This is a genomic window from Bacillus sp. 491mf (assembly GCF_900112415.1).
In the GTDB taxonomy this organism is placed as follows: Bacteria; Bacillota; Bacilli; order Bacillales; family Bacillaceae_G; genus Bacillus_A.
In genome coordinates this window covers 29902-54034 of the sequence record NZ_FOLV01000024.1, presented here as the reverse complement: position 1 = coordinate 54034, position 24133 = coordinate 29902, and the positions used below count along the sequence as shown (strand labels likewise).

Annotated in this window: 23 protein-coding genes and 4 pseudogenes; 6 read left to right on the top strand and 21 right to left on the bottom strand. The window is 33.9% G+C overall.

What is annotated here, in order from left to right:
* From BM211_RS18220 to BM211_RS18195, 7 genes are all read right to left on the bottom strand, one after another.
* Positions 1-140, bottom strand: a 140-nt coding sequence (locus BM211_RS18220) for a helix-turn-helix domain-containing protein (RefSeq protein WP_177206962.1), incomplete at its 3' end; no start/stop codon positions are given.
* 753 nt (positions 141-893) lie between these two features.
* Positions 894-1313 carry a GNAT family N-acetyltransferase gene (locus BM211_RS18215; RefSeq protein WP_090998913.1) on the bottom strand — a complete coding sequence of 140 codons (420 nt, stop codon included), beginning with the start codon at positions 1311-1313 and terminating at the stop codon, positions 894-896.
* A 20-nt stretch (positions 1314-1333) separates the two neighbouring features.
* Positions 1334-1837, bottom strand: coding sequence for an NUDIX hydrolase (locus BM211_RS18210; protein WP_090998911.1), 504 nt, complete (start codon positions 1835-1837; stop codon positions 1334-1336).
* Between the two features lie 42 nt (positions 1838-1879).
* The gene (locus BM211_RS18205; RefSeq protein ID WP_090998909.1) at positions 1880-2776 is read right to left on the bottom strand and encodes a PhzF family phenazine biosynthesis protein; all 897 of its coding nucleotides are present in this window, start codon (positions 2774-2776) and stop codon (positions 1880-1882) included.
* A gap of 39 nt (positions 2777-2815) precedes the next feature.
* Positions 2816-3346 (bottom strand): class I SAM-dependent methyltransferase, encoded by a 531-nt coding sequence (locus BM211_RS18200; protein WP_256217144.1) that lies wholly within the window; start codon positions 3344-3346, stop codon positions 2816-2818.
* Entirely contained in the window at positions 3340-3483 is a 144-nt protein-coding gene (locus BM211_RS26125) for an aminoglycoside 6-adenylyltransferase (protein ID WP_256217143.1), read from the bottom strand. Before BM211_RS26125 ends, BM211_RS18200 begins: the two co-directional genes overlap by 7 nt.
* Positions 3484-3660: 177 nt before the next feature.
* Positions 3661-4725, bottom strand: a complete 1065-nt coding sequence (locus tag BM211_RS18195) for a DmpA family aminopeptidase (RefSeq protein WP_090998905.1) — start codon at positions 4723-4725, stop codon at positions 3661-3663.
* Between the two features lie 417 nt (positions 4726-5142).
* Here BM211_RS18195 and BM211_RS18190 point away from each other — a divergent pair, with 417 nt between their 5' ends.
* A complete protein-coding gene (locus BM211_RS18190) occupies positions 5143-5550 on the top strand; it encodes a ribosomal maturation YjgA family protein (RefSeq protein ID WP_090998903.1) in 408 nt (135 codons plus the stop codon).
* 289 nt (positions 5551-5839) lie between these two features.
* Here BM211_RS18190 and BM211_RS18185 read toward each other — a convergent pair whose 3' ends face one another.
* On the bottom strand, positions 5840-6505 hold the full coding sequence (locus tag BM211_RS18185; protein WP_090998901.1) for a DUF1349 domain-containing protein: 666 nt from the start codon (positions 6503-6505) through the stop codon (positions 5840-5842).
* A gap of 189 nt (positions 6506-6694) precedes the next feature.
* Positions 6695-7993 carry an APC family permease gene (locus BM211_RS18180; protein WP_256217142.1) on the bottom strand — a complete coding sequence of 433 codons (1299 nt, stop codon included), beginning with the start codon at positions 7991-7993 and terminating at the stop codon, positions 6695-6697.
* A 154-nt stretch (positions 7994-8147) separates the two neighbouring features.
* On the opposite strand from BM211_RS18180, the gene BM211_RS18175 reads away from it, so the two are divergent.
* A complete protein-coding gene (locus tag BM211_RS18175) occupies positions 8148-8591 on the top strand; it encodes an Lrp/AsnC family transcriptional regulator (RefSeq protein WP_035434719.1) in 444 nt (147 codons plus the stop codon).
* 513 nt (positions 8592-9104) lie between these two features.
* Here BM211_RS18175 and BM211_RS18170 read toward each other — a convergent pair.
* Both BM211_RS18170 and BM211_RS18165 read right to left on the bottom strand, forming a co-directional pair.
* On the bottom strand, positions 9105-10028 hold the full coding sequence (locus BM211_RS18170) for a choline-binding protein A (protein ID WP_090998897.1): 924 nt from the start codon (positions 10026-10028) through the stop codon (positions 9105-9107).
* Positions 10029-10281: 253 nt separating this feature from the next.
* A pseudogene (locus BM211_RS18165) lies at positions 10282-11712 on the bottom strand (IS4 family transposase).
* Between the two features lie 154 nt (positions 11713-11866).
* Here BM211_RS18165 and BM211_RS18160 point away from each other — a divergent pair.
* Positions 11867-12475, top strand: a complete 609-nt coding sequence (locus BM211_RS18160; RefSeq protein WP_090998894.1) for an ArsR/SmtB family transcription factor — start codon at positions 11867-11869, stop codon at positions 12473-12475.
* Positions 12468-13721: an MFS transporter gene (locus BM211_RS18155; RefSeq protein ID WP_090998892.1), complete on the top strand. Its 1254-nt coding sequence runs from the start codon at positions 12468-12470 to the stop codon at positions 13719-13721. The genes BM211_RS18160 and BM211_RS18155 overlap by 8 nt, the downstream gene beginning before the upstream one ends.
* Before the next feature lie 492 nt (positions 13722-14213).
* Here BM211_RS18155 and BM211_RS18150 read toward each other — a convergent pair whose 3' ends face one another.
* The 8 genes and pseudogenes from BM211_RS18150 to BM211_RS26795 all read right to left on the bottom strand — a co-directional run bounded on the left by BM211_RS18150 (position 14214) and on the right by BM211_RS26795 (position 19653).
* Complete coding sequence (locus BM211_RS18150) at positions 14214-14660, bottom strand: aminoacyl-tRNA deacylase (RefSeq protein WP_090998890.1); 447 nt, start codon at positions 14658-14660, stop codon at positions 14214-14216.
* Positions 14661-14853: 193 nt separating this feature from the next.
* Positions 14854-15207 carry a hypothetical protein gene (locus BM211_RS18145; protein ID WP_090998888.1) on the bottom strand — a complete coding sequence of 118 codons (354 nt, stop codon included), beginning with the start codon at positions 15205-15207 and terminating at the stop codon, positions 14854-14856.
* A gap of 483 nt (positions 15208-15690) precedes the next feature.
* Positions 15691-16551 carry a M15 family metallopeptidase gene (locus BM211_RS18140; protein ID WP_090998887.1) on the bottom strand — a complete coding sequence of 287 codons (861 nt, stop codon included), beginning with the start codon at positions 16549-16551 and terminating at the stop codon, positions 15691-15693.
* Between the two features lie 82 nt (positions 16552-16633).
* The gene (locus BM211_RS18135) at positions 16634-17740 is read right to left on the bottom strand and encodes a HAMP domain-containing sensor histidine kinase (RefSeq protein WP_035430729.1); all 1107 of its coding nucleotides are present in this window, start codon (positions 17738-17740) and stop codon (positions 16634-16636) included.
* Positions 17733-18431, bottom strand: coding sequence for a response regulator transcription factor (locus tag BM211_RS18130; protein ID WP_035430730.1), 699 nt, complete (start codon positions 18429-18431; stop codon positions 17733-17735). The genes BM211_RS18135 and BM211_RS18130 overlap by 8 nt, the downstream gene beginning before the upstream one ends.
* Before the next feature lies 1 nt (position 18432).
* Positions 18433-18567, bottom strand: a complete 135-nt coding sequence (locus BM211_RS27235; RefSeq protein WP_256217141.1) for a hypothetical protein — start codon at positions 18565-18567, stop codon at positions 18433-18435.
* Positions 18568-18716: 149 nt separating this feature from the next.
* A pseudogene (locus tag BM211_RS18125) lies at positions 18717-19336 on the bottom strand (recombinase family protein).
* A 167-nt stretch (positions 19337-19503) separates the two neighbouring features.
* Complete coding sequence (locus tag BM211_RS26795; RefSeq protein ID WP_218160817.1) at positions 19504-19653, bottom strand: hypothetical protein; 150 nt, start codon at positions 19651-19653, stop codon at positions 19504-19506.
* Positions 19654-20126: 473 nt separating this feature from the next.
* Here BM211_RS26795 and BM211_RS18120 point away from each other — a divergent pair.
* Positions 20127-21324, top strand: a pseudogene (locus BM211_RS18120) (condensation protein).
* Between the two features lie 298 nt (positions 21325-21622).
* On the opposite strand, the pseudogene BM211_RS18115 reads toward BM211_RS18120, so the two are convergent.
* Both BM211_RS18115 and BM211_RS18110 read right to left on the bottom strand, forming a co-directional pair.
* Positions 21623-21892, bottom strand: a pseudogene (locus tag BM211_RS18115) (IS4 family transposase); the annotation flags it as partial.
* 251 nt (positions 21893-22143) lie between these two features.
* A complete protein-coding gene (locus BM211_RS18110; RefSeq protein ID WP_035430731.1) occupies positions 22144-22980 on the bottom strand; it encodes an alpha/beta fold hydrolase in 837 nt (278 codons plus the stop codon).
* Between the two features lie 485 nt (positions 22981-23465).
* Here BM211_RS18110 and ycaC point away from each other — a divergent pair, with 485 nt between their 5' ends.
* Entirely contained in the window at positions 23466-24110 is a 645-nt protein-coding gene (ycaC, locus tag BM211_RS18105) for an isochorismate family cysteine hydrolase YcaC (protein WP_090998886.1), read from the top strand.
* Positions 24111-24133: the final 23 nt, after the last annotated feature.

Genomic DNA, 24133 nt, shown 5'->3' with positions numbered 1-24133 from the left:
TTGTTTTGCTTATATTTCCGTTCTTTGTCTAGCAAGGCAGAATTATAGGTTTGACGACAATATTGCAACCAACGGTCTAACACTTCTTTTTGTGCCTCTGTTGGGAAGATTTCATATTTTTGATTCAACAACATTGTCATCACCCCCCGTTAGTTTTGTCCTTAAGTTTCGATGTATTGTTTTAGCATTTCTAATAGCGAACTGCCCACAGCCAGCAAACAATAACCTTGAGATCAAAAGTATTCTTTACATACATTCTATCTAATTTGAGGAAATTCCTTTTTCAACCTTTTGGCTTACGCCAACCAAAATTCATCCCCTCCCTACTCATTGGGCTTCACCCTTCTCATTCCTTGAGGAAGGGGAATTCTTTTGGAAATATGTTAAATTAGAAATTTATCACAATGTATATTTTTCCACAAAAGATGTTTTTTGTCAAAAAATAGTTAAAAAATAATATCTATTCGTAATTTTAAAACCAACTAGGTTATGAGAAAAGAAGAGTTAAAGATTGTTTTTTGTGCCTAGTCTATTGAGGGCACATATTATTTCAGGAAAATCGTGCACGTTTAGACACATTTTGAGCATAAATTAACTGGCTTCCTGTAAGTGGACAGCAACAATTCAAAGAATAACCCGCAACACCTGAAAAAAATTTTTAACGTTTTAGGGGGGATTTTGTTTTGTTAGCCCAGTACCAGCGTTCTTGTAACTTGGGACAAAGTAGCAAATGATTATAAAAAATTCGTGACTTGATGGCATGTATCAATGCCTCTCCCCCCTAAATTATTTGTGATTAAGGATTAGCAGTGTAATTTTGTGTTTCCATCTTACGTAGTTAACATAAGTTCAACAAAAAAGAGCCTAATCAACAGGCTCTTCCTTATATATTTTCATTCAAATACCATAACCCAATATCGTTCTCCGGGTTCTCCTTCTTCAACAACTTTCTTCCAACCTTTATTTTCATAGAATTTCATTGCTTTTTTATTCTCAGATACACACTTCAATCTTAGTGGCTTATTCATTTTTTCTATAGAGGCACCAAGCAAAGTACCACCAACACCCTTATCGAAAAAATCGGGATGAACAAATAAATTATGTATAAAGTTTTCTGGCAAGTATAAAGAAGCAAATCCAAGAATATGATTATTTTCTTCTACTAAAATAATATATTCTTCCACAGTATCCTTATCAAAATCTTCTAGAGTCATTTTTTCTATATCAGCCCAATGAAAACTTTTACGACGTGATTCTAAATATATTTTTCTTAAAGCAGGATAATCTAATTCATTTGCTACTCTAATATTCAAATTTCCACTCTCACTTTCTTTTATCTTTTGATTTTTTTCAGTTCCTTCAAAACAAAATTTTCTCGATGTATCCACCAATTTTGTTCACATTGGTTAATGATTTTTTCATTTTGATTAATTGCATCATTAAGCTTCACCCATTGAGGTGTATATTCTTGTTCAATCTCATAACCTTCTAATTTTTGAGCGATTTTCTCGCCATTCACTTCACAAAAATAATAATGGGAAGTCATTTGAAAGATAGCATTTTCATCATATTTATCTATATACCTTTCAACGACCACACCCATTTTATCTCTAATTACACAGTTAAGATAACCCGTCTCTTCAGTTACCTCTCTCATTAATCCTTCTGCATGACTTTCATCCTTTTCAACCCCTCCTCCAGGAAATATATAATCTCCTAAGTTAGAATGAACGAGAAGGATTTTATTGTCTTGAATGATAATAGCTCTAACAGCTTCTCTGTAGTTGATCTTAACTTTACTTTCATCAATTTCCGAAATTCCCAATAATGCATTCAATATCTGAATACCTCCATTCTTTTAAATCAAATAATTCATTTTTTATAAAGTAACTTCAAACCCGTCCACATACACCGCACTTCCCGAAATCTCCACTTCTAAACTATCATTCCATTCTTTTCTCACCACTACTTTCACTCGTCCATCTTTCCCTATTTCGTGCCCTTGCTCTACTAAAAGTTCTTTTTTCTCTTTAAACTCTTCATCAATAAATGTAACGTAATATGCCCCCATAACTCCGGAAGCTGTGCCCGTTACTGGATCTTCTATTGTACCCGCATATGCTGATGAAAAATGACGTGCATGCATGTGAGCATTTGAGTCGTATGTTTCGAAACAGAACGGATGAATGGAAGCTCGAGGCATTTCTTTTAAGATAGATGGAAATATCTTATTATTCGGTTTCATCTTTTTAAACGACGCTAGATTTTTCACAGGAACCAATAAAGTCCAATTCCCTGTACTTCCATATACAATCGGTAAGTTTTCTTCTAAATCATTCTCATGTAGACCTATGGAAGCAGCTAACTCTTCTCTTGAACCATCAAACTTTTGAAACTGTAGATTTGCTTGCTTCATCGTTATGTATGGTCTTCTATCGGGATCTAGCTCCACTTGTATTGGTAAAACACCTGCTTTCGTTTCGATTGTAAAGTTTCCTGTCTCTTTGATTAAGCCTCTAGTTTGCAATGCGTAAATAGCAGCTACAGTTCCATGACCACAAAGATCCATTTCATATCCCGGCGTAAAATAACGAATTCTCCAGTCTGCTACGCTTGACTGCATTAAAAAGGCAGTCTCGTTAAATCCGACTTTATAAGCTATACTCTGCATCTCATCATCAGTTAACTTGTCAGCCTGTAAAACAACACCTGCCGGATTTCCCTTATTTGGTTTATCGCTAAATGCATCATAATGATAGACAGTTACTATATTCACTAGATTCATCCCTTCATCACATAAAATTCAAAAAATCTATTACGTCAAACTTCCCATATATACTAATCCGTTAGAGCGATTTCCATTCATTGTCACATATTCTACTTTTTCAAATTCTAATTGTTGAAAATCACTTGTCCATTCTTTTACTCGTTCCTCAGTATGATGACGTAACACAGCTCCATCAGGTAATTCAAATACACCGTATGTATGATACTTTTCAAAGTATTTGTCATATCGATTTATATTTCTTTCATCATCATTCAATAAGAAATCGTTAATATAAATAATTCCACCAGGCTTTAATACTCTTTTCACTTCTTGCAATATGGATTCTTGTTCTTCATTGTTATAGACACAAGTTAATACCGCAAATAACAGTACGGCATCGAAGGAATGATCCGGAAAAGGAATTTTCCCACTCTCAATAATCTCAAAATGGATGTCATTATTATGTAACTTTGCTCGCTTAATCATTTCTTCTGAAAAATCTACACCGTACAAATTTATAAATTGATTTTCTTTTAGCCCAAGTAACGTTCTTCCATATCCACATCCATAATCTAATATAGCTGATTCATCTCCTGCATCCCCCCATACGATTCAAGAAGAAAGTTTTTAAAATACTTTCCAGTTTTTCCAGTTAGAACTTCGAAATCATATTTTATATCAATCTGCCAAGAAACCATCTCATCAAATTGTCTGATAAAAATGTTTTAAACTATAGAAAAAAAGCATTAGACTGAAAGATGTTTACTGTACATGAAAACACTTTTTGCTAACGAAAAACCAAAGTATCACAAAATCTTTAAAAGTCCCTTCGCATAATAAGTGTTATCGGTAATTAGGAAGGAATATCACTTATAAAAAAACTTTACACTTTCTTACGTTAACTGAATGTCGTATTTATCTAATAAATCTTTGAAAGCGGGTCTTTCATTTCCATTTCGTCCAATAACATGTGTAGCAGTCACTAATGAGTTCAAAACAGCCTCTTCAGTAGCCTCACCAATAGCTCGAAATGCTACATCTATATCTTCTTCGTGAATCATTGGAACCGAAATGCAATGTGCAGTTTTTTCATGGGATATTTTTGTAGCTGTTGAAAAACCAATTACCACCTCACCACTTCCGGTTGTAATGATAGAACCAGTACGTGATAAGCCTGTTATCGTTCTTTTTATAATCCGGTTTAGCTGTCTTTCTGATACGGGAAGATCTGTTCCAACAATTATGATAATTGAACCCTTATCTTGTTCCTCGCGTGACTGAAGGATAGCATCTCTCAATTCTTCTCCAACAGCTTTTCCATTCACTTTTAAATCACTCAAAACTCCAAAATTAGACAACACTAAAACACCCATCGTATAAGTTCCATGTTCCATTCTCATTCGTCTGGAGGCAGTACCAATACCACCTTTTAATGAATAACACAGCATTCCAGTACCTGCTCCAACAGTGCCCTCTTGAACTTCGGATGAGGCATTATTTAATGCTTGCATAACATGTTCTTTAGTTATAAATCTAGCTCGAACATCGTTTAATAGCATGTCGTTGCATTCACATACGATTGGATTAACGGTTCCAGTCGTTCGTCCAATTTCTGGATTATGTTCTAGCATATATTCAATTAATGCATCTGCAGCTGTTCCGATACTTAATGTATTCGTTAAAATTATGGGAGATTCTAATGTACCTAGCTCATTGATTTGTATGGTCCCCATAGTCTTGCCAAACCCATTAATTACATGGCTTGAGGCAATTAGTTTTTCCTTAAATATATTGCCTTGATGAGAAAGAATAGCTGTGACACCTGTTTGTATATCCTTATCACTAAGAGTTACATGCCCAACAGTAACTCCTTCAACATCTGTAATAGAGTTATAGTAGCCTGTTTCTAAGCGTCCTATTTTCACACCATAATCTCTTATTCTTTTTTGCCTTAACATAAATAAACCTCCATTTTTCCAAACAAATGTGTTCAAATCAGATTATAGTTGATTCTATTTTTATGAAAAATATTCTTTAGGACAGATCCTAAAGAAACTTGTTGCTAATTCTTTCAATAAAGAAGATATATCCAAACCACAGAAAAAAATACAACTGCAAAAAATAACGAAGCAACTCCTTTTATACGTTCCACACCACTAATCCACTATATAGAAACAACGATCGAACATTTCCTTTTATTGTTATTCATCTTATACTATATAAAAATCCTCTCATTACAGAAACGATATAAACTACAATCTGTATTCATAAAAAGAACATATTTGCAACACGTGCACCATTTTAATGTATAAGCAAAAAATATAAATCATTCATCTATTCATTTTTGAAAAAATACTTTAAGGAGCAATTTGCATATGACATTTAAACGCAATCGATTATTATACGCAATGATGACCATCATTGTAATTATATTAGGGCTAACATCAAGAAAAATAGCGCATGTGTTACCACATATTTTGAATACATACTTAGGAGATGCACTGTGGGCGTTAATGATTTTTGTTGGTTTTGGTTTTATTTTTAAAAGTGCTCAAACAAAAGTTATTGCGTTACTCGCCTTAATATTTTGTTATATCATTGAGTTCAGCCAATTGTATCACGCTAGTTGGATTGACCATATTCGCGAAACAACTTTAGGTGGATTGATATTAGGTTATGGATTTTTATGGAGTGACTTATTAGCTTATGCGATAGGCATTGGAGTAGGTGTGATAAGCGAAATGTTATTTATATGGATTCGAAAACCTAGCAAACTGATATAGATATAACTAACCTCTAGACCTGTATTCGTACATATGGCTAATACATGTAGCTTCGATTTTCCATGTATTAGCCCATTGTACATTTAATATACATTCTACGTCGTTTAATGAAATAATTTACTTCTGCTTTTTCAGTACAACGATTGAACAAACATTCGAATAACCGGTTGTCTTTATGCATGTTTATATTCATTTCATATTCAAATAACACGAAGTTTTTATGTATCCAGTGTTTTGACTTATAACATAAGGTATCATTTCAGTACAAGTATACCTTATTCTTGTTCTTTCATATTTTTTGTACCAGAACTCCTTTTTCGATAGATAAAAAGTCAAATTCGGCCACAAAACCTTTTCCTTGTGGACTACAAGCATATACCCCACATTGAAATACTTGTCCCTCTGTATCTTCCATTAATCTAGCAATTCGTAGTTGATTCCACTCTCGTTCCATTAGTTCACTTAGAGAAGGCGTTTTATCATCTTCAACTTCCAAAAATTCGACGATATAATCTCCAGATTCCCTACGAATACGAAAATATAAATCTAATGGCCCCTGAGTATAATTTTGAGTAGACCAATCTGAGTATCCATGATTTGTAACAACTGCTCCAAGTTTACATGAGCCATTTGGTTCGTATTCAATGGATGTTTTGATCCAACAATCTTTAGAAAAGCGAACCATTAGTCCCGCTTGATCATATTGATGCACAGGATATGATCGTACTCTAGTCGTAATAATGACATCCTCATTCATTTCTGTATAAAGAAAATGCCCATTATCAACAACAAAGCCATAATGAGTTTTTTGCCAATAATCAGTCCTCTTATTAGGTTCAATGATAAGGCCCGCATTTTCCTTTTTTATGTTCCAATTCTTTGGTTGACAATACCACTTTAATTCGGAATGAATCGTATCACTTCGAAATGTTTCATATAATGCTAATGAACTCATCGAATATATCCCCCTAAACTCTTCTCAATTATTACCATAATAATGATTTTATCAAATATTCCAATAAACATAAAATGTCTCATAATTTCTTTCTTGTTCTTCTACTCATGCCCATCAACTTAAGGATGGAAATAAACTGAACTTTCGTGTAGCTGAGTTCAAACGTTCTTAAAAATGAAAGGAAAGGAACTACGCTTCTTCTTCACGATATTTCTCCCTTTTTTCTCTCCAAGTGATATATACAATACATGAAACGGCTACAATGATTGGAATCGCGATAAAAGAACCGATGAAAGGATAAGCCGCAAGACAAAGTATACAAGCTATTACAGCTAACACCTTCCCCAAGACATTTGTAATCAACTTCACTCCAGCTGCCGTGCCAACAACATAAGTGGCGATTGCTAATGAGTTAGGAATAAATACTAACTGTTCTAACCCAATGTCAAAAATAAAACTTAACAATAAACCCATTGCTGCAATCGATCCTACTAATAAAACCGCACGACTAGGGGTTGAATATTTTTTATTCATGTGATCCAACCATGAGGGTGCTAGGTGTTCATGAGATAAGGAATAACCTAACCGACTCATACTTGCAACAAACGCGTTGTTTGTTCCTAAACATATAATAAAAGCGAGAATCGCTGTTACCCAGGCACCATTTACCCCTGCAACTTTTTCCACAACTTGGGCTAGTGCTGCATTATTCATAGCCTGATTAACAGTTTGTTCTCCTGTTGAATAGGATTCCGTACCAATTACAGCCAAAATAATGCCAAAGTACAAAACACCGATTATAACAATAGCTCCCCATGTAGATCGCATGATGTTTTGTTTTCTTGGATTTTTAAATTCTGGTGCTAAGCTGGAGATAGCTTCCCATCCAAAAAATGACCAAAAAATGAGCATTGCAGATTGACCAATTGGAATGAGGCTACTTTTTGTAATATGGAGTGTTATGCGCTCAAGGTTAATAACTGGAAAAGCTAACACTGATGTGCTCAATAGAATGAAAAATGTAAGCCCGGCCAAACATAATTGAACTTTCCCACTTGTTTGTAATCCCACATAGTTTCCGATAACCGCAATGATGAGCAATACACTTGCAATGACATAAGCAGCAAAATGTGGCAAGTTAAATGCAAAAGCTATGTAAGTCCCACCTGTTAATGAGACAATGATTTGTCCTACACTTCCTGCAATGAAAAAAAACCATCCAGAGAGAGCACCTGCATAATGCCCAAAAGCTTTGTTTGCAAAAGTCAATATTCCTCCTGAACTAGGGAAATCGATTGAAAGAAAAGCAAATGTACAGGCTAATGGAATGCTAAGAAGTATCATTATTATCCATGAAACTAATGCATTTGAACCCGCAATACCCGCTGTCATACCGGGCAATATCAAAATTCCTGATCCTAAAACAGCTCCCACATATAAGGCGATGCCTTGTGGAACTGAAATGGTTTGCTTCAATAATTGTGACAAAATCATCCTCTCCTTACTATTTATGTATAATTTCATTATAGAAAGTTATTTCCTTATTTTATATAAACTATTGAATATTTTAGACTGTTTAAACTTTATATTTTGAATAAATAACAATATAATTATTTACAATTAGGAAGAGGAGAGGATAACTTTGGATAACATTGACCGAAAAATAGTAGAACTCCTTCAGGAGGATGGCCGAATAACAATTATTCAGTTATCGAAAAAATTGAATCTTAGTCGCCCTAGTGTAAATGAGCGATTGCGGCGATTACAAGAAAATGGGGTCATTCAAGGTTTTACAGCACGTATTTCTCATGAGGCAATTGGAAAAGACACACTTGTAATCATTCAAATAGGAAACTTAAAAATAGAGTGCCACCGATTTGAGGAGATAATTAAAGAGGAAATGGATATTCTAGAGTGTCATAGAGTGACTGGAACAAATAGTTATTTTATGAAGGTGGCAGTTGCCTCAATGAAAGATGTAACAGCCCTCGTAGATCGACTTATTCCTTTCGGACAATTAAACACATCTGTAGTACTTTCATCACCTATTATGTATCGCCCTTTACTCCCTGTTCATGATTGCTAAGTTTCATTTAAATTGAAAGGTATCACTCTATAAATTCAGGTTTTTGTTATTGAACGAATGATTAATACGTTAAGAAATGTATTTCTCCTCAAAACGAAAAAACAGTTGATACTTTTTAATTCATTAACTGTAGAAATTGAAAATTTTCGTTTTTGGGTTACTTTACAATATTAACTTGATGGATGTGGGGTACCGCCAGCATTTTGGAAAAACCCCACGGTAATCAAAAAAAATACAATCAGTGCCCATATGGACAGCTGATTGACATAATGATCGTTTTTGGCAGTCATTTAAACTTATAATTTATCTATTATAGGGTCTCGCCACATCACTATCAATCTAAGAATAGCAAATACCCCAAAATGAAAAACGAGCTGAATTCCCATAAATAAATGTAGAAAGAACAAACTTCGTTGTAGATACATTTCAAAGTCTCAAGTCGATAGGCATATGGCGGCTCATTTTTAGAATTGTTTTTATGTGTCAATGATAGAAATATATTTTTTATTATGGCTACTTTTCAACTAGTACGATATCATCAAAATAGGCATCAAAGCTTTTCATTGAAATAGGATCTAAGAAGACGTTAGTTGGATAATTATTATTTGGAGTAGTAAATTCGACCGATTTTTGTTCATACTGTGAGGAAGTAAATTCCATATAAGCTGTTCTCATTCCATTAGTTGCTGCCCCCACGAGTACTGTTTTACCAGGAGTCGTTATTTTTCCAAATACAGACATTATGTATGTAGTATTAGGCTTCAAAGTTACGGACCCCATCAACAGACCGCCTGATCCACTTAAATGAAGTCCTTTAGAATTATTTATTCCTACATGCTCTTCAATATTGTAATTTACATCGCCATATGGTTTAAAAATCTCTAAACTTGAATTGCGGTCAAAATCAATATTTAAAATATAAGATTTCTCCTTTTCCTTTAATTGTACATTATCAAACTTAACCCTCCCATTTGCTGTAGAAGCAAGTTTGACAGCAAAGTTTGACACGTCTTCCCCTGTTTTAAACTTCATCTCATGATGTTCGGGCTTAAATCCTGTATACTGCTTCTTTGTTAATGGAACGATTTCTTGATTGGCATTCAGATTACCTACTGTTACTTCTGATGGAGAAACTATACTTCCTGCTATATCAAATGTTAATGTATATTCTGTATTCGGCTTTACAGTAACAAGCTGATAGGCTGTGTCTGCATGTATTAATTTCAGATAATGATTGCCTGGTTCAGAAGTGCCGATATTCTCGGTAGAAGAATTAGGATTAGATAAAATCCAGTTATTTAGCCCATCCTCAAAATCTCCATTCTTAACTTGTTCATTTGCAGATGGACTATCTGCTGATACAATACCTGAAAAACCTATACTGGCACTTAATACAATTGCTGTAGAAAATACTCCTATACCGACTTTTTTAAACAATTTCTTCATCTCCTTTGGTCAGATTAAAATTTACTTTTTCATATTTCTATATATGTTTGGATAAACCTGCCAAAGAACAACTTTATCAATAGTTGAGTGAAAATTCTATTTAGGGGTATCGCCTCATGCCCATCAAGCTAAGCTTATATAAGTTTAATTTCCGGTGAGATTTTTTCTTTTTTCTAAAGGTCCAGTGTAACTTCTTTAAAGATTTGCATACTAAATAAACCCTATTGGGTTTCAATTTTTTTGATTATGCTACATGATTGTGAGACATAGTAAAGTCGTATACGACGCCTAAAATATCAAAGACTGTTTTCTTCTTGTACCGGTGAGATTTTCTCCCGTTTTTCTCTAAAAGATAAAACAAACGCAGTAAAACTTTTAATAATTCATGGATGCCCTTCCGTAATCCTTCATAAAACAATAGATAATAATTCTTTATCATATAGATGGATTTGTATTCACTTAGCTCTTTCTTTTTCTTATCCAAGAGTAACTGACGCATTTTGAACATCGTCGATGAACAGAGTAAAATACTAATGAGTTGCCCATATAAATGGCATTCTAAACGTTCCTTCTTGATTTCCTTGCACTTGTCAATTTGAAAGAAAGATTTCCATGTTTTGAACAAAATTTCAATTTACCAGCGTAATGAATACAAGTCATGGATATGTTCCGTTGGGACATTTTCTACAGAAAGATTCGTAATATACACATTGATTCCACTCAACCGTTTACTTCGTTCTTTGTAGGTAATACCTTTCTTTTTTTCTTTTTTGGCTTGTTCCTTCAGCCTCTTCTCTGTTTGTTCCTTTGTTAATCGATGAATAATAACACGAGCTGGTAATTTTTGACACTGTCCAATGTATGCCTCTGAAATCTCTATTGTTTGACCAGGGAGCAATTGATCCATGAGTTCTTCCATATCTAACTGAATATAGAGTGATCCTTTCTTCACGGTTCCATTTCGAAAATACTCTGGCTTATCATTCTTACGATAGATTCGAGAATTTAATTTCAAACGTGAGATATAGTAAGCTTCTTTATTATGGATATTCTGTAAGTCATGTAAGTCGAAATAGCCTAAATCTCTTATATACAAGTCTTTTGGTCGAATGGTTTGTAGGCTTGTTGAACCAAAGGTTTTATCATTTTCTCTTCCTTCTCCTACATAAACGTGCAAGAACTTTCCACTCAACAGGTCATACTCCAATTGAATTTTAACTCCTGCCGTATGGCTACTTCCACCTGAACCTTGATAATGCGGAGAAAACTTATCTGGAAGCTGGAATGTTGTAGAATCTAGGATCCGAATATGCTTAAAGGTCGTGGTATATTGATGAATTATTTCTTTTGTTGAATGAATTCTTTGAGTTAGAAGTTTAGCTAGCACTTGTTCAAGAAACTGTACTGCGGAAGCATTAAATCGTTGGTTAAGTCCTTCAGGACTGATAAGAACACCTGTAGATACTTCAAGACAGCTACATAATTGTGTGAGTGATGTACTTGCAACCTGTTGACTAAGCCATACACATAAAGCAACTAACTCCTGTGCTTGATATTTACTCTTTTGCTGAACCAATCCTTTTTCTTTGGCTAGGTGTTCTAGAGCATGAGGAGACATATGTCGTTGTAATTCTTCAGCAATCGGTTGAAGTTCGTCAAGAATCGAAAGATTCATAAAGAAACGCCACCCTTTCCTATAATTCTAGAAATAGGATAACGGTTTTTTATTTTTTTAGAAAATGTTTCATTTCTTTATTGACAATAATCAGAAAAAACTGTTATATTCATGTCAACAAAAACTGACTAGTCAGATGAAAGGAACATGTTAAATGACACAAAAAGATATATTAATTCTAAATGATTATGAACAATTAAAATCATTAAGTGATCCTTTAAGAGTTCAAATTCTTTCTTTTTTGATTGAAGAACCTCGTTCAGGACAACAGTTGTCACAAATTATTGGTTTATCTCGTTCGAAAATTCACTATCACTTACGTGATCTAGAAAAAAATGGTTTAGTCCAAATAGTAGAGGAAAATAAAAAAAGAAATATGACTCAAAAACTATATCAAGCGGTTGCTAAAAGTTTTATCCCCTCTAATAACTTATTACCTTTTCATTCGGAATATGGAGAGAGTCGTAGGTTATTAACCATTGCAACCTTAGAGAGAGCAAAGAGTCGTGCTTTAGAAGCTCCTGAAAGTGCCTTTTTAACACAGTCTGAAAAGCCAGAAGAATGGGCTAGAATATCAAGTCAAATAGAAATTCGCACAACAAAAAATCGATTTGAAGAATGGGTTGCTAAATATCATAATCTTTTAAAAGAACTCCATGATATTGATGAAATTGAGAATAGTGACGCGGAATGGTTTTATTTAGCCACAGTTGGATTCCAAGTAGACGAGCCTTATTTTAAGGAAGGTGATAAAGATGAGTGAATCTGTTCTTCAAAAAACAAAAGTTAAGATAAAAGGTACCTCTTTAGTAAAAGAACGCTCTTTCGTCTTACTTTGGATTGGCACGTTTTTTACTGGATTAAGTTTTAGCATGTTTTATTTTGCTGAAGCCTGGTATGTAGTAAAGATGTTAAATTTAGAATCTTCGTTAGGAATCATTTACATTGCAGGTGCCACTCCTAGGATTGCACTTATGTTGCTAGGTGGCGTATTGGCTGATAAAGTGAGCCAATCCAAAGTTATGTTCTTTTCAGATTTTACGAAATCACTAATTGTTGGGGCACTTGTCATTTTATTAATGTTAACAGGTGAGATACATTTGTGGACTTTAATCTTTTTTGCATTAATTTTTGGCGTACTAGATGCTTTTTTTTGGCCAGCTTCGAGTTCAATTATTCCTGCAATTGTTCCCAAAAACTCTCTAACAAGAGCTAATTCAATTATTCAGACTACTAGCCAATGCACTTCTATTTTTGGACCAATGGTAAGCGGAATTATTATTGTAAATTTTGACTATAAAGGCATTTTTGGATTAGTTGCTAGCTTTTTATTATTAGGGAGTATTTTTGTATTATTCATTAAGATTGGTAGCAAAAATACTAATATAGAAAATAAGCAACCAATTCTTCAAAGTTTAAAAGAAGGCATTAGTTATGTACAAAAAAAACCCGTTTTAAAAGCTTTTGTTTTAAAAACTTTATTCTTAAATCTTTTTTTTACAGGTCCATTAACTATTGGACTTCCTATTTTCGTTAAAAATGTGCTCAAAGGTAATACTTTATATTTTAGCTTACTTGAATCATGTTTAGCTATAGGAATGGTCATCGGATCTGTCATTTTGAGTATATTGAATCTTAAGAAAAAAAGAGGTATTGTAAGTCTTAATTCACCAATGCTACTAGCACTTTGTTTTTTATTGTTTAGCTTTTCTTTTGAATCATGGCAAAGTATTACTATTGCTATTTTTCTAGGATTTTCAATGACTGTTTCCTCCATATGCGCTGTCTCACTCATTCAAACTGAAACAGATTCAGACATGACTGGTAGAGTAATGAGTATTCAAACACTTTCTTCTATGGGGCTTACACCAATCTCATATGGGTTAACATCATTACTCCTTTCACTTGGAATACATATACAAATCATTATATTTATTGGGGCGTTATCTTTATTAATATTTACACTTATTCTTTATTTTAAAATACCTATATTACGTGAATTGGACTAAAATGTTTGCATTGTAAAATTCTAAATTACATCTTAAACGTTGGAGTCGGCCAGATCTTCTTATCATTGACGAACTAGGCTATTTTCCCTTTGATGAATCAAGAACCAATATCTTCCACAATAATACAAACAAGGTGGTGCACTTATTGTAACTTCAAATAAATCTTTTATATAGGGGTCACACGACATGCCCATCAACCTAACAGAACAGGTTGCCCCAAAACGATAAAAATGAACTTCGGTGCCATAAAAAACACAAAGTTTTCGTTTAGGGGGTACTTTAAAATCTTAGCTTGATAGCGATGGGGTACTGACGGTAAAACGCGGATTTTATACGCTAAGACATTTTCTAACAATAAAACTTCATTTTTGTTACTGTAAAAACAACTAGCCACTCTTGCGAGGGGCTAGTTGACGTAAAATTCGTTAGCGGAAGTAATTACATGTGGTTTATTATTAGCACTGGTTTGTTGAAAAAAAGTAGTATTTTTTGTTAGTCGAATATTGCTATGACTTGATTTAATTCATTTAAGGCTTCCGGCTCAATTTTTAATGTAAAGGTTGATTGACCAATACCCCCGTAAATAAAATCATAATGGAAAAGTCGTTTATCTATCACACAAGGTAAATCAAGACCAACCATAGATACACTTCCTACTTCAAATCCTGTAACTTTCTGGACTTCCTTTGGAGATGCTAATTTTACTTTATTACAACCTAAAATATCAGCTATTTCCTCAAAATTAACTTTTCCACGACTTCCAGATATGACTAAAGCAAAGAATCCTTTATCTGTTTTTAGTATCAATGAAGGAGCTGTTTGTCCGACTTCAATCCCAAAATAATCCGCACCATCTTGTACTGAAAGGATAGGTTTATCATTTGGGATTAGTTCAAATAAGAATTTACTTTTCTCCAGAATCTCTTGTAATTTCCTCATTTTTATCCCTCCTATAAGGTAAATATTAACATGCGTCTCCTTTGGTTTAGCAAGAAAATCAATATTGTTAGCTAACAACCCTTTTCACATGCATACTGTATACATGAACGGTTAACATAACGCAACATTATTGATAGTAAGAAAAAAGCGGATCCCTCCTCTAAAAAGGCATCCACTTATTTGTTATGTGCTTCTATACTCGTTTTGTTTTCTTTGCTCTTGTAAACTTCCAAACAGCTAAAAGTAGTATGAGGAGCGGTATTCCCTGAATGAAGAGAAATCCTCCTAAAAAATAAAGTACATGACTAACTAGAGGAGGAGCTGTTGCCGAATCGCCCGCAACATAAGCTCCATAATTAGACACCACACCTGCATAATCAGCTATCCCGCCTATAAAAAAAGCCACTGGACTTATGAGTAGATTTATTCCTAAACAAACCATTATCAATGATAGGTTTTTAGCCTTAATTTTTGATGAACTAGACAAGAAAAATAAGAATATTGCAGTGCCGAATATAAGAAACAGTGATACATAATAAATCCCCATAATATCCCTCCATGACTTTAATTGTACCATCAGTAAGGGTGATTTTGTAAAATTTTGGATTAAAAGGATATTCATGTCAGGTTAACATAACGTCTCATTATTGGTAGCAAGGAAAAAGGATGATCTCTACTTTCACAAAGAATCCGCATTTTTCTTTTTCTATGACTCTATTCATTTTTTATACATCCCTATCCTGGCGCGGGTTTCAGGGTTCCCGTTTGTTACTGGATTAGCCGAAAAACTGTATAAAATCTTGCATACTCTTAGCGTGGGTTTTTTCCAAAATGCTGGCGTTACCCCACCCCATCGCTATCAAGCTAAAAAGAACGAGTTACCTCAAAGCATACTACACAAAATTTTCGTTTTGGGGTATTTCAAAATCTTAAGTTGATGGGCATGTAAGGTGACCCCTAATAAGAAAAAAAAGAAGTTAGTAGCAATTCGGTTTATCTTTTTTATAAACGGTATAATTTTCTTTTAAATCTACATCATAACAGTCACAATAACTCCTCCTATATTGTCCCCTGAAATCTCGTAATGCTTATTCACTGGAACATTCACGTTAATATTCTCTGAAACTTTATAATAAGAAATCGTATATTTTTCACCTTCAATATACGTTGAAATTTCTTTTTTCTCTTTTAAGAAATCCAAATATTCCTCTAAAGTAAAATTATTTTTTTGCATAACAGCACTATGAGGTAAACCGACATAACGTATATGCCATGGCTCATATTGAATTCCTGTAATATTACTTTTATTTTTCGGATAGCGTAAAACAAATCCGTATTTCCATACATTTTCCTCAATCCATTTTCCTTCAGGAGCTTTCTCCATTTTCATTTGAGTAGACCCAACATCAAGTGATAACCCTAAATTATGTTCACTATATCCTGCTGGAAGTGCGTAATCAGAGCCCATTTTCTCATATAGCTTCCTTTGTTCTTTAAAATCTCGATAACCGCTATTCATCAAAAAATGCTGTACTCCTTCTTTTTCCGCTGCATCTACAATCTTCAAAAATTTTTTCACAATATCCATTGATAAGCGAAGGTTTCTATCAAATATCACATACCCTCTTACTAATTCAGCATTTTGAAATACATTTATAATATCAGACCTTATACTATCTTTCTTAATAGGGTAATCTTTATTAACTAGTAATAAATCCCCTTTATGAATTTGTTCCTTTGTAATCTCTTTCTTTTCAGTATTCACAGTATTTACTTTATCATCTTTTTCTACGATTTTAACATCTATCCCCTTTTGAAATAACGGTGCTATATAAATCCCAACACATACTGTGCACAATATAAAAAGAGAAATAAATACCCACTTCTTCATTCTTAGTTCCTCCTTTATCTAACATACGTATAGGATAGAAAAAACTATTAAAATAAAAAGTGGGGTAAACTTAAAATTTTTATTAAATTCTCGAGCTATCTTCTTTTGGCAATCTCACTTCAAATATTGTTCTTATTACATTACTTTCAGCAGAGATCGTCCCATTATGCTGTTCCACAATATTTTTTGCAATAAATAAACCAAGGCCTGTACCGTCTTGTTGCTCCGTTCTAGCTTTATCACCTGTATAAAACATATCAAAAAGATATGGCAAATCTTCTTCTGGAATGCTATCTCCGTAATTAATAATTTGTACGACAACTTCTCCATTATCAATATATCCATTCATATCAACAAATTGCCCATCATATCCGTAGCGAATAGCATTCGTTAAAAGGTTTTCAAATACTCTAGCTAACGATTTTCCGTCACCATTAATAAGTAAATGCGAATCAACATTCAATCTAGCTTCTAAATTTCGCTTCTCTAATAACGGATATAATTCCTCATCTAACTGTAGAAGTAACTCACTTATATCAATTGTTTTTTTTTCTAACTTTAGTATGCCATAATTCATTCGCGTAATTTCAAATAACTCATCAATTAAACTTTCAAGTCGTTGCGATTTCGTAAATGCAATCGTAGAAAAATGTTTAATCTGTTCCTTTGTCAAATTTTCATCTTTAAGAATTAAATCTAGATAACCTAAAATAGATGTTAATGGCGTTCTTAAATCATGAGCTAAGTTAACAACTAGCTGATCTTTACTACTTTCCGCAAAGTCTCCTCTTTCAACCGCTTCTTTTAACTTTTCGCTCGCTAAGTTAATCTCACGCGCAATATTTCCGAATTCATCATTTGATGAAATATGAACTTTATTTGTAAAATCACCGTTAGCGAGATAATGAATTCCGTTAGAAATTTCATTAAAATACTTTAAGTATGGTTTTGTTAAAAAGAAAAAGAATAAAATAGATAATGGGATAAAGAAAATCAAAAAGAAATTAATATCTCCAAACTCTCTTACTATTGACCTAAATTGAGCTAGAGGATCTTCATAGCGCACCATCGTTTTATAATAGAACTGTAATCCTTTATAAATCATATATGTTACGCCAGCTGCTAATACCATACTTAACATAAACAAGGCGATCATTTTAAAACGAAAGCTTCTCATCATTTTAGCCATTGAAAGTATAGCCTACCCCCCATATCGTTTTTATTAACTTATTCTTCCTTTTATCCTCCCCAAGTTTTTTTCGTAAAGTACGAATATGTACCATAACTGTATTTCCACCTTCGTAATAATCATCTGCCCATACTTGCTGAAAGATATTTTCAACACTATATACTTTCTTCGGATGACTAGCTAATAAATATAAAATATCAAACTCTTTTGGGGTTAATTCAATTTGCTCTCCGTATACATTTACCGTTCGTTGCTCTGGATCAATAATAACTCCACCTACTTCTAAAACAGATTTATTCTCCTCTACTTTCGGCTGATTTAACATAAGAAATCGGCGTAGTTGTGCATTTACACGCGCAACTAATTCAATTGGTGTGAAAGGCTTCGTCATATAATCATCCGCGCCTAGTACAAGACCTGTCACCTTATCAAAATCAGATGTTTTCGCACTTAAGAAAATGATAGGCATATGATGTTTCATACGAATTTGTCGTGTTACTTCATAACCGTCCATTTTGGGCATCATAATATCTAAAACAACTAGATCGATTGGTTGTGATTGAATGATACGAACTGCTTCTTCTCCATCAGTAGCTTTCACAACATGATAACCTTCTTTTTCTAAATGTATCCCAATTAATTCAGCAATTTCCACCTCATCATCAGCTATTAAAATTGAAATACGCTTCATTTTATTCCCCCTCCTTTTTAAGAAAGCTTGCTTTTTCTAAGCTGTATTCGTATTCTTTGACTCTCCTATAAAATGTATTACTCTTCATTCCTACTCTTTGCATTGGTTCTGCAAAATTACCATAAGTTTCTATCATTATATAAAAAGTCAAAATCATCACTTCCTGTTATTTTTTAGGTTTGGCTTGATATGATTTCATTCCAGCTTATTCTACCATATTGTTTAACAACAAGAACTTGTAGAAATCACTACAAGTTCTTTCTATTAAAATGTTAACAAGGCAAACTATTCTTTTATTTTTTCCTCATGTTGTTTAGCGAGCTTATAAAAAGAAGAACGTTTGATGCCATACTTTTTCATAGCTCCTACCGCTGTAATTGAACCAGATTTCCATTCCTTGTAAGCATCCGTAAATTCTTCTGTTATTTCGACAGGAGGACATCCTAAACGTTTACCTTGCTTTCTGGCAAGAGCAATTCCTTCAGCTTGACGTTGTTTAATATCAATGCGCTCTTTTTCTGCAAAGGCAGATAATATTGTCAGTGTTGCTTTTTGAATTGCGCTCTGAATGACATCATTTGTACTTTCCCCAGTGTAATTGACGTTAATGTATGGTTCCTTTATAAATTGTAAATTTACTTTATGTTTTTCGTAATATCTAAATTCTTCTAATGTATCATTCATATTTCTTCCGAGTCTTGTCAAGGAATCAAACACAATGGTATCTCCTGTACGAACAAGACGTTTTAGCATTTGATAATTATCTCACTCCATATTTTTCTAGACTCTTTATCTATGAAAATATCCCGTTCTTCTATCCCTAAATTCTTCATATTCTGAATTTGTCGTTCTTCGTTTTGATCTTTACTCGAAACTCGCACATATCCAAATTTTTTATGTTTCATATGCTACACCTCATTGATAATGATAACAATTATGTCTGTAAAGATATATAAAATAAACGGATGTCTGTAAAGGTAGAAATGAACATTTATAGATGTGGTTTTTTATAGTTTTCTATATATCTGTAAAGGTATACTTTTACAGATGAATTGAGAGATTCACTTAACACTTAATACATGAAAGTAAAAAATGTATCTAAAGGTTCATGCCCATCAACTATGACCATTTGTAACTGCTTATAAATTTCCTGAGTATATGGCGTGCTTTTCGCCTGTTTATGCTCTCGTTTTACTGTCACTTCATTATTCTCTACTAGCATTTCCTCTGCATTTTTTGACGGTACTTGTGAATGTTCAAGTATTGCAACAGAACCATAGACACGTTCTAAGAATCCGTATTAACATCAAACAAATCTCTTCTTTACTCTTACAATACATCGTTAAAATTTTCTAAACGTAAAATAGTTTTGTTCTTTTATTAACAGTCATAAAAATGATCCGTTTGTTTTTATTGATAATACATAAACATTATTATAAACTGTCTGTATATATGCAAACGAAATCATTTTATGTTTACTCATATTTTAAATTGATAGGGGATATTAATAACAATAAAAGAATAGGTATTCCACCAACAAAGTGCTGCAAAATAATGGAACCAGTACGGAAAAGATGCTTTCAAAATTGATATACTAAAAATCGAAAACGAAGCATTATTAGCCCTTGAAGAAAGTATCAACCATACGAGGAACGAGATTATAATCAAAAATAGTTTTAAAAAGGGGATAAAATTATGGGACAAAGAAAGTATCCAGTAACACCTCAAGATCGAATGAATTATATATTAGGTCTTTATTCTGCAAATCAACAAATTAATGCCGTTCTTTATTTTTCTAAAGGTATATCAATGAAAATACTTGAACAATCAGTAAGGATAACGTTACAATTACAGCCAGTTTTGAACAGCCGTTTTGTAGAAAGTGATATTCCTTACTGGAAGGAACATACATCTAGTACTAAATCAACGACTTGTTTTTTTGCAGAAGGAAATGATCAAGAACTTGAAATGATGGCGATAGATTTTATTAAGGAACCTGAAAATCATATTCAGGGGCCAATGGTTCAAACAAAATTATTACAAGGCACTACAACAAATATGTTAATTGTTAAATTATCACATCTTTGTTCAGATGGTGCAGGAGTCAAGGAATATATTAATTTGCTGGGAGCAATTTATACTCAGCTTTCCCTAGGACAGTCTAAGGATCAAATTATAAAGGGATTTTGTGCGAGGAATGAGGGGTTTCGCGATCAATCACCTGTTTTCAAATATGCTGGAATACCAGACGTAAAAAGTGCGTATCGTCCTAGCCAAGCACAACAGGCTACCTTGAATGATGTCATCATGACTGCATACTTCCAATCTTTATCACATTTCACTGTGTATGCAGAACCTCGCACTGCAGAAAAAATGATCGGTTTAACAATTGATTTACGCCGATATCTTCCCAATCATACAACTGGTGCTATTTGCAATTTATCCGGTATGGAAATGCCAGTGATTAAAATGGAAGATAATGAAATTATTTAATCAGACTCTAGTTCGAGTCAAACAATCAATGGATAAAATAAAATCTCAAAATCCAGGTCTCTCTTCAGCCGCAGGAATGGAGCTACTGGCAGGTCTAAAGCTATCTGAGGTGAAAGAAATGTATAAGCAGCAATACGAACAGGCTTTACAAATGGGCATGGCGTTGCCGTTACTTACAAATTTCGGGGTGATAGCAGATGAACCTATTAAGTTTGGTGAAGTTCTAGCCGATGACGGGTATATGACATCACCTATTATGTATGCCCCATTCTTTACAATGGGGGTAAGTTCTTATAATGGAAGACTTACATTTACGATTGGTTATCATACGCCGGATACATCAAAAGAAAAAGTAGAGCAATTTTTAGAAAGTGTGGTCAGTCAACTAACATACTTGTAAATGGAGGCTTTTGGTTTGTTGCTAAACCAAAGTTTGATCAGAATTATTGCATCAATAGATTCATACAAAAATACCATCATTTCTGTATATTTCTACAAAAAGAATAGCATTTTTTGTTTATGTGAGTACAAATTTATCTTAGCTGGATAGATATGTGGCCGTATCTCATTGCTATCCAGCTAAGTTCACACAACGTCAATCATAGTAGAGGTTGCTTCTTTTTTCTAAAGGCTACGTGTAGGGAATTTAAAGATTTGCATACGAAATAAACCCTAACGAGTTTCATTTTTTTGAATTAAGCCGATTGATTAAATCGTTGATTCAATCCCTCAGGACTGATGAGCACTTCTGTTGATGCTTCCAAACAGCTAGATAATTGAGTTAAAGAAGTCGTAGCGATATTTTGGCTCATCCATACACATAAAGCGACTAAATCTTTTGCTTGGTATTTACTGGTTCGTTGCATGAAACCAACATCTCTAGCAAGATCTCATAAGATATTTGGAGATAAAAAGCTTTGAATTTCTTGAGCAAATAGTTGTAATTCATCAGATATAGAAATAGACATACAAAAAACGCCATCCTTTCCTATGATTCTACAGAAAGAATAACGTATTTTTTCATTTTGGGAGCTTTATAAAATTCTTAAGTTGATGGATGTGTGTATCTCCTCCCTTCCAAGATATCATTTTCCTCATGAAAGTGTATGTTTGCACCTATTAACATTTGAGAATTAAGTGTAACTAATCGCTTATCAACAACCTTTTCAGAGAAGGTAAAATACCCCTGTTCTATCAGTTAAAAAATATTCATTGGTAATCAGCCCTTTAAAAATGATAGCAGTGCCTCATTAAATTCTTTGGCATGTGTTGCATTGAACCCATGTGGACCACCCTTTATTAAAGCTACCCTAGAATTAGGAATTGCTTCATGTGTCAGTTTTCCACTATATTCAAATGGAACAGTTGCATCTGAATCACCATGAATAACAAGGGTAGGTATATTAAACTTGGCTAAATCTCCTCTGAAGTCCGTTTTGCTGAAAGCAGCGATACAATCTAGTGTTCCTTTAGGCGATGCACCCGCTGCAATATCCCTATTGTAAAGTCGGAACGGTTCACTGACTAAGTCAGTTCGATCTCCAGCAGCAAAAAATCCTCTCGTAAACTCATCAAGAAATGCTAGACGATCATTTTTTACTCCATTTTCAAATCCTTGAATTGCTGCATCATCTAATACCCCCTCAGGATGATCTGCTGACTTGTAAAGGAATGGTGGTACAGCTCCCGCAAATACAGCCTTCTCTACTCTATTTGTTCCGTAGGTTCCGATATAGCGAGCTACTTCTCCACCCCCCATTGAAAATCCGACCAGTGTCGCATTTTGGAGATCCAAATGCTCTAGTAACAGATGTAAATCAGTAGCGAATGTATCATAATCGTAACCGTTCCATGGCTGAGAAGAGTTCCCGAACCCTCGACGGTCATAAGTTATGACTCTATATCCAGCCTCAACGAGAGCAGGAACTTGGTATTCCCAAGATCGACCACTTAATGGCCAACCGTGAATGAATACTACTGGCTTTCCTGTACCATGATCCTCATAATATAGTTCAATGGGTATTTGATTTTCGGTTCCTACAGTAATTTTCGCCATTCTTCTACCTCCAAGAAATATTCTGATATATATCCTTTTCTCCAATAATCCGGATGAATCTCGTAACCTATTTATGCACGTCTATGTTGTGGACTCTAAGCATGAAACTCTATTGTTCCGCTGAATTCATTTTCTGTTTTTGTAACAATTCCCCATCTAATACCTTTTTCATCATGAAATAATTGCTGAACATTCCTCATATTCAATTCTAATAACAAAAATAGGTGACTATCAATATTGTTCTATCTATAGAATGTATAGGTAAAACCAATCAATTTTATGGTGAAAATAACTATAGTTACCATCTATGTAAATTATAGATAATTTAGAATTGATTAACGAATTGGTTTTCAAATACTATAAATTTGTATAGCGCTTCATGTTCTGTGAATGCTGCTATAACTAATATAACGAAACTAGGAATTTATGATAATGTTCCACTGTTTAAACTTTCTTCGATTACTTAATTTTAGGAGGAATACATAATGTCTGATCTCTATTCTCGTATTAACAAAGATGATGCTGTCGTTCTTTTAGTGGATCATCAAACTGGCCTTATGTCCGGACTAGTACGTGACTATGGTGTTGATGAATTCAAGAACAATGTTTTAGCTCTTGCTCACACTGCTAAGTTTTTTGATTTACCAGTTATTTTAACAACAAGCTTTGAACACGGACCTAACGGACCTTTAATGCAAGAATTGGTTGATCTATTTCCTCACGCACCAAAAATAGCTCGACCTGGACAAATTAACGCATGGGATAATGATGATTTTGTAAAAGCAATCGAAGAAACTGAAAAAAAACAACTTATCATCGCGGGCGTAGTTACGGATGTTTGCGTTGCTTTCCCGGCACTTTCCGCTATAAAAGCTGGGTATGAAGTATTTGCTGTTACTGATGCTTCAGGAACTTTCAGTAAACAAGTTGCAGATGCTGCCAATACGCGTATGGCACATAGTGGCGTGCAACTTATGAACTGGTTTAGCGTAGCGTGCGAATTACAGCGCGATTGGCGCAACGATGTCGAAGGTTTTGGCAATTTGCTTGCTAGTAATCTTCCAGGTTATCAAAATATAATTGGAAGCTATATGGGAGCTCAGCGGGATCTTAGTAAACAAAATGCATAAATTTAGCGCTGGCTAAATCAGCG